A 13,009-nucleotide genomic window follows, 5' to 3' on the forward strand; every position below is an offset into this window, starting at 1 on the left:
ACCCTGCGTCATCGCGGAACCGCCGGTTCGTTACGTTCAGCGGGCAGGGCGGCGCTCGCCGGCGTGAGGGACTGCAGGGCAATGTCCAGTTCGCGCACCGCGGCAAAGTCAGCCTGGCCTGCGGACTCATTTCCGTAGCGGATCCCGTCGAAAGTCCGCGCAGCTTCCGTCAGGCGGCCGGCCTCTGACGGAAACGGTGTGGCCAGTTCGTGCGCCACCTCGTCCGCGGTCCGGCCCGGCCGCGCGTCGAAAAGCGTTCTGTCCTCGGCTGTGCGCACGAGCGCACGGAAACAGTCCACGATGGCGGCGCTCCAGTTGCCGGCCGCGGCAGCGGCCGCCGCGCGCCCACGGTAGGCCTCGGCACTGACTGTTGTGCCGGCGTCGAATACGTCTCCGGCACGCTTGGCCTTCGCGTTGAGGCGCGGGCGGGCCAGGACGACCGCGGCGCCGATCAGCACGGCGATGGCCACACCGATCCACGGCGCCGCCACGGTGGTGTCCGGGCCGGAGCCGCCGTCCAGGGACCGCAGCCAGTCCAGGATGTCCGCCCACACAGTGTCCAGCCAGCCGGGGGCCGCGTCACGGTATTCCGGCTTGGCGAGTTCTTCTTCGGCCCAGCGGCGGGCCTCGTCGCGGCCAGGCAGGACCGGTGGTTCAGCGGCCATCCGGCCATGCCCCGCCGGGCGGTGCCCCGTAGGGCGGCAGCGGATTTTGGCCGCGTCCCGCCCGGTAGACCGGAACGCCTCGGCCCGGGACGCCGTCGGGATCTGCTCCGGATTCCAGCAGCCGGAGCAGGGCGATATCCAGTCCGTCCCGGCGCATCCTGAGGTCGAGGTAGAGCAGCGCCATCACGGAGGTCTGGAAGGCAAAACCCGCTGCGGCGACCACTGCGGTAACGACCGCGGTGGCAACGCCCGCCACCACGGCCGCCGTCATGGCCTGCTCGGAACCGCCGTGGGGTGAGACCACTCCGGTGTAAAAGCCGGTGAGCAGCGTGACGGGAATCATGACGACCTGGGCGATGACCCCCACCATGATGCCCACCACCAGCGTGATGCCCAGGAGCCGCCACCAATTGCTGCGTGTCAGTTCCCAGGAGCGCCGAATGCCGGCCATCGCACCGAGTTCCTCCACGACAACGGCGGCAGGGGCCACCATAAGCTTGATGTAGACCCATACGTACAGCACAAAGCACACCAGCCCCAGCGGGATGAGGATCAGGGCGCCCACTCCGCCGACGGTGCTGACCAGCAGCACTGCCAGCGCCAAAAACAGCAGCGCAACGAGGAGCCCGCCGCCCACCAGCAGGGCCGCAAGGCGGATCAGGGCACCAGCGCGGGACCGCGCCAGGGTCCACATCTGCCTGAAGCCGGTGGGGCGGTTGAGGACGGATCTGGCGACCGGAACCACCATGGCGCCCTGCAGCACCGCGGACAGAAAAACGGTGAGCACCGAGACGAGCAGGATCCCGGACGCGAAGGTCACCACCAGCGGGACCAGGTCCTGCTCCGTCAGGCCCGCCGCCCAGGCTTCAAGTGACGCCGCGGACGTGGCGGAAAATGAACTGAGAACTGCCGTGAGCACTGCGGCGAGCGTCTGCGCCAGCAGCGCGGCGCCCAGCATGGCTTTGGCGTTGCGCCTGATCGCCTGGAAGGAGCCATCCAGGATCTCGCCGAACATCAGTGGCCGCAGGGGAACGATGCCGGGTTTGGGCGGGGCAACATAACGCGGCTGCTGGTAGGGCGGCGGAGCGCCGTAGGGATTGTGCGACGGAGTGTCCCAAGCCGGCGGGCCACCCGGAGGAGGTCCCCAAACCGGCTGGCCGCCCCAGGGCTGCTGTGCCGGGCCGGGCTGCTGCCCCCACGGAGGCTGGTTCCCTGGCGGCTGGCCTTTCCCAGCCTCGCCGGCAGGATGCGGCTGCTGCATGTTCGGATCCTGGTGTGGCACCCTGTTCCTTCCCCCGTGCGGGACTGTCCGCGTCTTGCCAGCCTATAGTTCCGGCGTCGGGCGGCATAGCGTGGCGCCATGCCGTAAGGCCGTTCAACAGGACAAACCCTGTTCAATAAGGGAATATATAACTATGAAGGCACGCATTCTGGTAGTTGACGATGACGAAGCGCTGGCCGAAATGATTGGGATTGTTCTGCGCAATGACGGCTTTGAGCCGGTTTTTTGCGCCGATGGCAGCCAGGCGCTGGATATTTTCCGTTCATCGAAGCCTGACCTCGTGCTGCTTGACCTGATGCTGCCCGGCGTGGACGGCATCGAGGTCTGCCGGCAGATCCGCTCCGAATCGGACGTGCCCATCGTCATGCTCACGGCCAAGTCGGACACGTCCGACGTCGTCCGCGGCCTTGAGTCCGGCGCAGACGACTACGTACCCAAGCCGTTCAAACCCGCCGAACTCGTGGCACGCGTGCGTGCCCGCCTGCGGCCCGGCGACCAGAAGGCGCCTGAAACGCTGCGGATCGCTGACATCACCATCGACGTGGCCGGCCACACCGTGAAGCGTGCCGATGAGCGGATTTCCCTCACGCCCCTGGAGTTTGACCTCCTCGTAGCCCTGGCGCGGAAGCCCTGGCAGGTGTTCACCCGTGAGCTGCTGCTGGAGCAGGTCTGGGGCTACCGCCACGCGGCGGACACCCGGCTGGTCAACGTCCACGTCCAGCGCCTCCGGTCAAAAATTGAACGGGATCCGGAAGCTCCCGAAGTTGTATTGACGGTTCGTGGTGTCGGCTACAAAGCAGGATCCTGAGCCCTCAGGACCAGAAGCGCACCGCGCCCCGGACCTTCCCGCAGCCAAGGGCCCGGAGCACACGGATGCGCTGCCGTTGGAGCTGGCAACGCTGCCATTCCGGGCACGGATCTGGCGGCGCCGTGGAGTAATCGTGGGGCTACGGGTGGGCCGTCTTGTCCGTCTCGGCGTGACCCGTTTCTTCCCTGCGGTCCGGTTTGCCGGGCGGGCCATGCGTCGACGCTGGCGCCGGTCCCTGCAGTTCCGGACAGTTCTCACCACGCTGCTGTTGGCCGTGACATCCTTTGGCGCCGTGGGCGCCTACCTGTCCAACCAGATCGCCAACAACCTGTTCCAGGAGCGCCTCACCCAGGCGGAATCCGAGACCCGTTACTACGTCAAGCAGGTCCAGGAGACGTTCGACGGCGCCCAGGTCACCGACCAGTCCAGCGTCATCACCCTGGTCTACGACACTTTGAACGCAGTGGAGGGCCGCGGCTCCGTCGTCCAGCGCCGCTACGTTTTCGAAGCCAAGCCCGAACAGACCAAGCCCCGGAACCGCTGGGTGGAGTCGCGGGCGTCGGACCAGCTGACCGTCAGCGTCATCCCGCCTGCACTCCGTACGGCGGTACAGGATTCAGGCAAGGACCAGTACTGGGCCTCCACCGTGATTCCGGTAGGTACCGAGGACAGGCCGGGCATCGCCGTGGGCAACCTGGTGACCTTCAACGGGACCGTGTACGAGCTCTACCTGATCTATGACGTCAACACCGCCCAGCAGACGCTCGACGAAATCCAGGGCGTCCTCCTGGCCGGCGGCGCGGTGCTGGTGCTGATGATCGGGGCCATCGCCTGGTATGTCACCCGCAATGTTGTCAGCCCCGTCAGCCACGCTGCCCTGGTGTCGGAGAAGCTTGCGGCCGGCCAATTGCAGGAGCGGATGGTGGTCAAGGGCGAAGACGAGGTTGCCCGTCTCGGGGCATCGTTCAACCACATGGCCGCCAGCCTCCAGGAGCAGATCACCCAGCTGGCCATGTTGTCCCAGATGCAGCAGCGGTTTGTCTCCGACGTCTCCCACGAGCTCCGCACGCCCCTGACCACCGTCCGGATGGCCGCGGAAGTGTTGTACGACGCCCGCCACGATTTCGACCCCATCAACAAGCGCTCGGCCGAACTCCTGTACAACCAGGTGGAGCGGTTCCAGTCCCTGCTGGCCGACCTGCTCGAGATCTCCCGCTTCGACGCCGGCGTGGCCATGCTCGACGCCGAGCCCGAGGACATCCTGCAGGTGATCGCCCATGTCATTGACGGGGCAGCGCCCGTCGCGGCCGAATACGGCTCGGAGATCATCCTCCGGGCTCCCGCCGTGGGAATTGTCGCGGAGATGGACGCCAGGAGGATCGACAGGATCCTACGGAACCTCATCCTGAATGCAGTGGAGCATGGCGAAGGCAAGCCGGTCACCGTGACTGTCTCAGCCAACCAGTCAGCAGTGGGAGTTGCAGTCCGGGATCAGGGGATCGGCATGACCCCGGCCGAGGCCGCCCGGGTCTTTGACCGGTTCTGGCGTGCGGATCCGGCGCGGGCCCGCACCACCGGAGGCAGCGGACTGGGCCTGTCCATCGCAATGGAAGACACCAAACTCCACAACGGCTGGCTGCAGGCATGGGGAAACAAGGGTAGAGGGGCCAACTTCCGGCTGACCATTCCGTTGCGCCAGGGCGAGGAGATCGACCGCTCACCTGTGCAGCTTGAGCCGGAAGACATCATCCTCCCCGACGTCCCACATTCGAAAAACATGCTGGTCCTGGGGCCCGGCCCCACTGGGGCGCCTGATGTCCCCGCTGGCGGCGGGCGTGGCCAGGGCGCCGGGCGCACCCCTGCCGGGACGGGCGCAACACCGAAGGAGTCTTCATGACGGGACGAAAAGTGCGGGCGATGCTGAAGAGGAGCGTTGTGCTGTTCGTCGTTGCCCTGGTGCTGGCCTCCTGCGCGCGCATTCCCACGGCCGGGCCGGTGGGGAAGAGCGCGGAAGGCAGCGCCGGCAACGTCAACGCACCGGTGTTCCTCCCGGCCGCTCCCCAGCCCGGCGCTACTCCGGAAAACATCATTGATTACTTCTACCGTGCCGGTACCGGATACGAGGGGGACTACGCGGTGGCCCGCGAATACCTGACGCAGGCAGCGTCAGTATCCTGGAAACCCGACCAGCGCGCGCTGGTGTACCGCGAGGCGAAAGTGGTGGGCACCGGCGTCGACAACGTCTACAACTACCAGCTGGACGTTGCGTACAGCGTGGATGTTGACGGCATCGCCACCCAGATGCCCGAAGGCACCATCGAGAACATTCCGGCCACTCTCACCCAGGTGGACGGCGAATGGCGGATCTCAGCGATCCCGGACGGAACAGCGATCCCGGAGGAAACCTTCAAGGTCATCTACGGCGCCTACCCTATCTACTTCTACGATCCCAGCTTCACCTATGCCGTGCCTGACGTCCGCTGGTTCATCAAGAACAAGACGGTCAAAGCCATGACCAGTGCGCTGCTGGCCGGCCCCGCGCCGTACCTTCGCGGCGCGGTGGTGAGCGCCTTCCCGTCCGGCATCAAACTCGCCCGCGAATCCGTTCCGGTGGTGTCCGGCGCCGCGCAGGTGGACCTCACGGCCAAGGAACTCACCGAGGCGTCCACGGAGGACAGGCTCCGGATGCAGACGCAGCTTTCGCTCACGTTCCGCAGCCAGCCCGACGTCGTTAATGTGGAGTTGCATGCCAACCAGGACCTGGTCCGCGTCGAAGACAACGGTTCGGTGTTGCCCCCGGTGCGGGACAAAAACGTGCCGGTCCGCGAGATCGCCGTCAGTGGCAATGAGCTGGTTCGCTACGAAAACAACAGGGTGTCCCCGCTGCCGGATATGCAGCCAGTTTCATCGCTCGGGCCCCGCTACCCGTCGGAATCCCCGGTGTCCCAGACCATTGCGTTCCTCAACGAAAGCCGGACGACGCTCTACAGCATGGTGCCGGGACAGCCCGCCCGTGCGCTGACAACGCGCAGCACCATTACGCACCCGTCCTTCAGTATTCATGACTGGGTGTGGGCCGCAGGGCCGGGAGCTACCGGCGGTACGGAGGTGGTGGCCTACCGGCCCGTCGGAGTTGCCGAAGGTGCCGCCGTTCCCACCGTTACGCTCACGCCGTCGTGGTTGGCCGGAAGAACCGTCAAGGAGCTGAGGATCTCCCGCGAGGGCGTCCGGGCGCTGGTCATTTCGGAACAAAACGGCAAGACGAAGGTGCAGATTGCCGGGATCATCCGGAACGCCGACGGGACACCCCGGGAACTGACTGCCCCGATCACCCTGGTGGCTTCCGGTGACCCGGACCAGGGCGTCTGGGTGAACGACACAACGGTCGCCGTGATGAAAGCCTCGGCAGGCTCGAACGTCACGCCGGAGCTGCTGTCCCTCACCTCCGGACAACCCCAGCAGTTGGCGCCGTGGCCCGGCCTTGTGTGGCTCAGCGCCGGCAACGGGCTGGAGGAAATTTACGGCCAGTCGGCCGAGGGCATCTTCCAGCGGCTCGGCAACGGCTGGTCGCCCCAGCTGAAGGGCCCCATTGACCCCTCATTCCCTGGGTAGCTTTCCACATAGCGCGGACCAGCGGTTCCGGGGCTGCGATACGCAGGCCACCATGGGGTGTGACCGAAGTTCAGCCCGGACGTCCTCCTGCTCGCCACCCGTCTGCTCGCCACGCGCCTGCGCGCCGGTCCGGGGGCCGCGGTGGGGGCCGCTCCCGGGGGGGTCCCGCCAGAAATGCGGCAAGCCTGGATCCGGACCTCCTGCCGCCTCCGCTGCAGTCCGCCAAGCATCGCAGCGGCCACCGCCGCCGCTGGCTGCGGGCCGCCGACCAGATGGGCGTGGCCGCCGCGGAGCTGCTGGCACTTGCCGTCCCTGTGGACTGCGTCTGCTGCGGTGCGGAGGACCTGGCCCTGTGCGTCATGTGCGAACGCCACGTCCGCCTGTTGACCAGGCACCCGTTCCGGGCAGAGGAGCAGGCGCCGGCCCTGATGAACGTCGACGGCGGCCTGATCCTTCCCGTGGTGGCGGCCGGGGTGTACCGCGAGGAGCTGGCGCAGGCCGTGCTTTCGTTCAAGAGCCATGGCCAGCACCAGCTCACGTCAGTCCTGGCGCGCGGACTGGGGCAGGGCATTGCCGCGTCCGTGGCCGGCGTCGACGGCGTCTGCCTGGTTCCGGTGCCCAGCAGTACGGCCGGCTACATCAAAAGAGGGTTCAGTCCGGTCCACCTCCTACTCGCAGAGTTGCGCCGGGGGACCACCTTCCGCGGTACACCGGTGTTGGACGTGATCCGGAAATCCCGGCGCCGCGCCGCACTGGAGCGGCTGCCTGGAGGCCAAAAGGGACTCGGCCGCGGGGCCAGGGCGAGCCGGGTCAAGGAATCCATGAAGGTCCCGAAACGCCAGCGCGCGCGGGTGGCCGGACGCCGCTGCATCATTGTCGACGATGTCCTCACTACCGGGGCCACACTCGCCGAAGCAGCCCGCGCACTGCACCTCAGCGGTGCCGTGGTGGTGGGTGCAGTGGTCCTCGCCGCGACACGCCCGCCGGATTCAGCTGGCGGCGAATAGCCCGCCCCGGGAGCTGGCGGAACGCTGCCCGTCTTAGAAAAAAATAAACGAAGAAAGGATGAATAACAGGTGGCTATGAACTAACGTCGGTTGTGGGTACCAAGAACAAGTTGTACCTTTCGATGGCGGCTCGGAAAGGGGCTTGACTGTCAAGCAGATCGGCCCGTGGGATGTGCCGCCGTCGTGTCACCGAAGTCATTTGGAGGGCACCATGGAGTTTATGATCAGCGGACGAAATCTGACGGTCTCAGACCGCTTCCGCGAATACGCCGGTGAGAAGATCTCGAAGATCGAGTCACTTGGCGACAAGGTCCAGCGGGTTGACGCGAAGGTTTCCAAGGAAACGAATGCGCGCCAGACCGGCGACCAGCTCACCGTTGAAGTGACGGTCCTGGGCCGGGGACCCGTAATCCGTGCCGAAGCCAGCGCCGCAGACAAATTCGCTGCGTTCGATCTCGCCTACACCAAGCTGCTGGAACGTCTCCGCCGCGCCAAGGATCGCAAGAAGGTCCACCACGGGCGCCACACCCCCAAGGCAGTACGTGAAGCCACCGCATCACTGGAACCCGCGAGTACCAGCGAGCCCCTTTATGTCGAGGCGAGCCATCGCAGCGAAACCCAGGCAGCACCTGTTGAACGATCGCCCTACGAGGTCGAGAACGACATTCCGGCTGGGGACTCCCCGGTGCTGATCCGGCGCAAAGTTTTCCCCGCGGCCTCCCTGACCCTTGACGATGCTGTGGACAACATGGAGCTCGTGGGCCACGATTTCTACCTGTTTGTGGACAAGGCCACCAACACGCCCTCGGTGGTCTACCGGCGCCGTGGCTGGACGTACGGAGTGATCACCCTGGACCACGAATGCGAACCGGGGGAGACGGCCGTCGAAGAAAAAATCCTCGCCTACCGTTCCGATGACGAGGCTGCAAAAGTCTAGGGCGGTTTACACCCCTCAATGAAAGGACTGATGTGCCAGCGACGCTGAGCCTTAACCAGGCCCGGCGGATCGCCCTGGCAGCTCAGGGACTCGACAAAGGACGGCCCGCCGGCCCCGTGACCTCACGGACGGTGGGCCGTACCTTTGCCCGGATCCAGCTTGTCCAGATCGATTCCGTCAACGTGTTGTCCCGCAGTCACTTTCTGCCCTTCTTTTCAAGGCTCGGCAACTATGACCGCACCATTCTTCAGCGGATGGCCAGCTCGCCGCCCAGGCGCATGATGGAGTACTGGGCGCACGAGGCCAGCTTCATCCGGCCCGAGCATTTCCAGGACCTCCGATTGTGGCAGAAACGCACGTGGGTGGGTGCGTCCGCCCTCGACCCAGGCCTGCGCGACGCGGTGGCGGCAAAGATCCTCGATGCCCTCGCCACAGGGCGGCCCATGACGGCGGCGGAACTGACGGTGGACATCGGGCACGTGGAGGACCGGCGGGACGACAACTGGGGATGGAACTGGAACGCCGTCAAACGCGTGCTTGAAGACCTGTTCGAGGCGGGCACCATTTCCGCGGCGTCCAGAACCGAACAGTTCGAGCGAAAGTACACGCTGACGGCTAGGGTGCTGCCGCGCCGACTGGCCCTCGAAGCCACGCCGGACCCTGTTGAGGCCATGCATCGGCTCATCGACGCGGCCGCGCAAGCCCATGGCATCGGAACCGTGAAGTGCTTCGCGGACTACTTCCGGACACCGGGCAAGGCGGCCGCCGCCTCTGTGGACCATCTGGTCAGCATAGGGAGGCTGAAGCCGGTGGCTGTCGCAGGCTGGGACCGGAAGGTATTCCTCCATGCCGACGCCACATTGCCGCGGCGGGCGGCAGGGCGGGCCTTGCTCAGTCCCTTTGACTCCCTGGTCTTCGAGCGGCGCCGGCTTGAGGAGCTCTTCGGGTTCCATTTCCGGATCGAGATTTACACGCCCGCGCACCTCCGACGCTTCGGGTACTACGTCCTGCCCTTTCTCCTGGGTGACACCATCGTGGCGCGCGTGGATCTTAAAGCGGACCGTGCGGCGGGAAATCTGCTGGTGAGGTCCGCCTACGGTGAGCCGGACGCACCGGCAGGGACCGCCGTCGAGCTCGCCGCCGAGCTGGAACTGATGGCCGAATGGCTGGAGCTGGACAACATTGTGGTAAGCCCGATCGGGGACCTGGCGGAGTCCCTCGGCGCCGCCCTGCGTCACCGCGCCGGTCCGCTCTCAGGGAACACCGGCCGCGTGGCCTGTGTCTCTCCCGTAGACTAAAAACGCCAGAATTCGGCAGCATAAGACTGGGAGTATCTTCACGTGGCATCACTTATCGAAAAACTTCTCCGCACGGGTGACAAAAAAACCCTGCGGCAACTGCGGAACTATGCCGACTCCATCAATGCGCTCGAAGACTCGTTCAAAACCTTCACGGATGCTGAGCTCCGCGAGGAAACTGACCACCTCCGCGCCCGCCACCGGGACGGCGAGCACCTGGACGATCTCCTCCCGGAGGCATTCGCGGCCGTGCGTGAGGCCTCATCCCGCACCCTGGGCATGCGTCACTTCGACGTCCAGCTTATGGGTGGCGCCGCCCTCCACCTCGGCAATATCGCCGAAATGAAGACCGGCGAAGGCAAAACCCTTGTGGCCACCGCGCCCGCCTTCCTTAATGCCCTCACCGGCAACGGCGTCCACGTCATCACGGTGAACGACTACCTTGCCGAGTACCAGTCAGACCTTATGGGCCGGGTCTACCGTTTCCTTGGCCTGACCAGCGGTTGCATCCTGTCCAACCAGGATCCCGCGGTGCGCCGGCAGCAGTACGCCGCGGACATCACCTACGGCACGAACAACGAATTCGGCTTTGACTACCTGCGCGACAACATGGCGTGGGACCAGTCAGAGCTGGTCCAGCGTGGCCACAACTTCGCCATTGTTGATGAGGTCGACTCCATCCTCATCGACGAAGCCCGCACGCCGCTCATCATTTCCGGCCCTGCCCAGGGCGACACCAACCGGTGGTACAGCGAATTTGCCAAGGTGGTGCAGCGACTGAAGGCCGGCGAGGACTACGAGGCGGACGAGAAGAAGCGCACGGTCGGTGTCCTGGAGAGCGGCATCGAAAAGGTGGAGGACTACCTGGGCATCCAGAACCTCTACGAATCCGCGAACACTCCGCTCATCGGGTTCCTGAACAACGCCATCAAAGCCAAGGAACTGTTCAAGCGGGACAAGGACTACGTCATCCTCGACGGCGAAGTGCTGATCGTTGACGAACACACTGGCCGAATCCTGGCTGGCCGCCGCTATAACGAGGGCATGCACCAGGCCATCGAGGCCAAGGAAGCCGTGGAGATCAAGGCCGAGAACCAGACCCTGGCCACGGTGACGCTCCAGAACTACTTCCGGATGTACTCCAAGCTGGCAGGCATGACCGGCACGGCCGAGACTGAGGCCGCCGAGTTCATGGGCACGTACAAGCTCGGCGTGGTGGCCATCCCCACCAACCGGGACATGCAGCGGATCGACCAGTCGGACCTCGTGTTCAAGAATGAAAAGGTGAAGTTCGACGCCGTCGTGAAGGACATTGCCGAGCGTCACGAACAGGGCCAGCCGATCCTTGTGGGCACAACGAGTGTCGAAAAGAGCGAATACCTTTCCGGGCTGCTTGCCAAGGAGGGCATCAGGCACGAAGTCCTGAACGCCAAGAACCACGCCCGTGAAGCGGCCATCGTTGCGCAGGCCGGACGCAAGGGTGCTGTTACGGTGGCCACCAACATGGCAGGCCGCGGCACTGACATCATGCTGGGTGGCAACGCCGAATTCACTGCGGTGGCCGATCTGGCCAAGCGCGGGCTGGACCCGGAAGAGAATTCCGAAGAGTACGAGGCCGCGTGGCCGGCTGCCCTGGAGGCGGCCAAGCAGTCCGTAAAGGACGAACACGAGGAAGTACTGAACCTCGGCGGGCTGTATGTCCTGGGAACTGAGCGGCACGAGTCCCGCCGCATCGATAACCAGCTCCGTGGCCGCTCCGGCCGCCAGGGCGACCCCGGCGAATCACGCTTCTACCTCTCCCTGACCGATGACCTGATGCGGCTCTTCAACTCCGGCGCGGCCGAACGGCTGATGAACAGTTCCGTCCCGGATGATGTGGCGTTGGAATCGAAACTGGTTTCCCGGGCCATCGCGTCTGCCCAGGGCCAGGTTGAAGGCCGCAACGCCGAGCAGCGCAAGAACGTCCTCAAGTATGACGACGTCCTGAACCGCCAGCGCGAAGCCATCTACGGTGACCGCCGCCGGATCCTCGAAGGTGACGACCTCCACGAGAAGGTCCAGTTCTTCGTGGAGGACACCATCACCGCCCTGATCGACTCCGCCACGGCCGAAGGCAATGGCGACGACTGGGATTACACCCAGCTGTGGACCAACCTCAAGACGCTCTACCCCGTCAGCGTCACAGCGGAAGAGATCGTCGAGGAAGCCGGCGGCAAGTCCAAGCTCACTGTTGAATTCCTCAAGGAGGAGCTGCTCTCCGACGCCCGTGTGGTCTACCAGGCCCGGGAAGAGACCATCGGCGCAGAGAGCATGCGCGAGCTGGAACGCCGCGTGGTGCTCTCGGTCATCGGGCGCAAGTGGCAGGAACACCTGTACGAGATGGACTACCTCAAGGAAGGCATCGGCCTGCGCGCCATGGCACAGCGTGACCCGCTGGTGGAATACCAGCGCGAGGGCTTCGTTATGTTCCAGAGCATGATGGAGGCCATCCGCGAGGAAAGCGTCGGTTTCCTGTTCAACCTTGAAGTTGAGGTGACCCCAGCCCAGGATGTGGTGGTGCCCGACGCAGCAGGTGGCCACACCGAGCACGTTGAGCCGCAGATCCACGCTGCCGGCCTGGAAGCGCCGGAGAAGCCGGCCCAGCTGCAGTACACGGCTCCCGGCGAAGACGGCGCATCCCAGACCCGGGTGGAGGGTCGTGTCTCTTCACGGTCCGGAAATCCCGCAAAGGCTGCAGCGCAGGACGCCACCAAGCGTCCGGCCAGGAAAAAGCGCCGCTGACAGCAGGGATCGTGGCTGATCAGCCATAGGTCGGCACTGCAGTAGATCGTCGCTGAAATAGTTCGACACTGGAAGTGCCCGGAGCCTCAGCTCCGGGCACTTCTGCATTCGTGGGCAAGCGGTTCAGCCGACCATAAACTCGGTCACGCGCCAGACCTGCTTGCTGCGCTCAAGCCGGACCGCTACAGCCCGTGCCCGGATGTCATCAACCACCACGGCGCTTGCCTCATAGATGCCCGGGGCGACCTCGCAGGCGCGGACTGAACGCACGATGGAGTTCTTGTGCAGCCGGGCCAGGGACGGCGAGGCAGAGCGCGACTGTTCGCGACGGATCAAAGCCGCGCGGTGCTGCAGCACCGCGAGGCAGCGCGGATCCAGACGGCGGGCGAGCTGGTGGATCGGCCGGATGCCGGCGAGGACTTCCATGGCCGCCTGCACGGTATTGCGTGTGATCGCCAGGATTTCGGAGGCTTCGTCTGCCGCACGCAGCGGCACGACCGGCGCGGTAGTGGTGCGCGGAGGAACCTGGCGGACTGCTGCCGCGCCGCCCGGGTTGACCGTGGCGGAGCGGATTGGCGTAACTGCGTACATGTGATTCCCCTTAATCGTGAGCTGATGA

Annotated in this window: 10 protein-coding genes; 7 read left to right on the top strand and 3 right to left on the bottom strand. The window is 65.3% G+C overall.

Annotation, left to right across the window (positions count from 1 at the left end):
* Positions 1-8: 8 nt before the first annotated feature.
* Entirely contained in the window at positions 9-665 is a 657-nt protein-coding gene (locus ACX80M_RS08915) for a DUF4129 domain-containing protein (RefSeq protein ID WP_252598236.1), read from the bottom strand.
* Positions 655-1,947 (bottom strand): hypothetical protein, encoded by a 1,293-nt coding sequence (locus tag ACX80M_RS08920; protein ID WP_459309402.1) that lies wholly within the window; start codon positions 1,945-1,947, stop codon positions 655-657. The genes ACX80M_RS08915 and ACX80M_RS08920 overlap by 11 nt, the downstream gene beginning before the upstream one ends.
* Before the next feature lie 133 nt (positions 1,948-2,080).
* Between ACX80M_RS08920 and mtrA the strand changes: the two genes are divergently transcribed.
* The 7 genes from mtrA to secA all read left to right on the top strand — a co-directional run bounded on the left by mtrA (position 2,081) and on the right by secA (position 12,390).
* Positions 2,081-2,755 (top strand): MtrAB system response regulator MtrA, encoded by a 675-nt coding sequence (gene mtrA, locus ACX80M_RS08925; protein WP_056343773.1) that lies wholly within the window; start codon positions 2,081-2,083, stop codon positions 2,753-2,755.
* Between the two features lie 133 nt (positions 2,756-2,888).
* Complete coding sequence (gene mtrB, locus ACX80M_RS08930; protein ID WP_374209927.1) at positions 2,889-4,652, top strand: MtrAB system histidine kinase MtrB; 1,764 nt, start codon at positions 2,889-2,891, stop codon at positions 4,650-4,652.
* Complete coding sequence (locus ACX80M_RS08935) at positions 4,649-6,367, top strand: LpqB family beta-propeller domain-containing protein (RefSeq protein WP_252614451.1); 1,719 nt, start codon at positions 4,649-4,651, stop codon at positions 6,365-6,367. Before mtrB ends, ACX80M_RS08935 begins: the two co-directional genes overlap by 4 nt.
* Before the next feature lie 272 nt (positions 6,368-6,639).
* Complete coding sequence (locus ACX80M_RS08940; RefSeq protein WP_459309416.1) at positions 6,640-7,374, top strand: ComF family protein; 735 nt, start codon at positions 6,640-6,642, stop codon at positions 7,372-7,374.
* 211 nt (positions 7,375-7,585) lie between these two features.
* Entirely contained in the window at positions 7,586-8,311 is a 726-nt protein-coding gene (hpf, locus tag ACX80M_RS08945) for a ribosome hibernation-promoting factor, HPF/YfiA family (protein ID WP_252598232.1), read from the top strand.
* Between the two features lie 32 nt (positions 8,312-8,343).
* Complete coding sequence (locus tag ACX80M_RS08950; protein WP_252598231.1) at positions 8,344-9,609, top strand: winged helix-turn-helix domain-containing protein; 1,266 nt, start codon at positions 8,344-8,346, stop codon at positions 9,607-9,609.
* 42 nt (positions 9,610-9,651) lie between these two features.
* Positions 9,652-12,390 carry a preprotein translocase subunit SecA gene (gene secA, locus ACX80M_RS08955; protein ID WP_252609060.1) on the top strand — a complete coding sequence of 913 codons (2,739 nt, stop codon included), beginning with the start codon at positions 9,652-9,654 and terminating at the stop codon, positions 12,388-12,390.
* A gap of 123 nt (positions 12,391-12,513) precedes the next feature.
* On the opposite strand, the gene ACX80M_RS08960 is transcribed toward secA, so the two are convergent.
* Positions 12,514-12,981, bottom strand: coding sequence for an Rv3235 family protein (locus tag ACX80M_RS08960; protein WP_252598229.1), 468 nt, complete (start codon positions 12,979-12,981; stop codon positions 12,514-12,516).
* Positions 12,982-13,009 lie beyond the last annotated feature (28 nt).

This window comes from Pseudarthrobacter sp. MDT1-22, assembly GCF_054511035.1.

Excerpts from the sequence above, each read along its gene's own strand:
- ACX80M_RS08915 (WP_252598236.1), bottom strand. The coding sequence starts at position 665 with ATGGCCGCTGAACCACCGGTCCTGCCTGGCCGCGACGAGGCCCGCCGC.
- mtrA (WP_056343773.1), top strand. The coding sequence starts at position 2,081 with ATGAAGGCACGCATTCTGGTAGTTGACGATGACGAAGCGCTGGCCGAA.
- ACX80M_RS08935 (WP_252614451.1), top strand. The coding sequence starts at position 4,649 with ATGACGGGACGAAAAGTGCGGGCGATGCTGAAGAGGAGCGTTGTGCTG.
- ACX80M_RS08940 (WP_459309416.1), top strand. The coding sequence starts at position 6,640 with ATGGGCGTGGCCGCCGCGGAGCTGCTGGCACTTGCCGTCCCTGTGGAC.
- hpf (WP_252598232.1), top strand. The coding sequence starts at position 7,586 with ATGGAGTTTATGATCAGCGGACGAAATCTGACGGTCTCAGACCGCTTC.
- ACX80M_RS08960 (WP_252598229.1), bottom strand. The coding sequence starts at position 12,981 with ATGTACGCAGTTACGCCAATCCGCTCCGCCACGGTCAACCCGGGCGGC.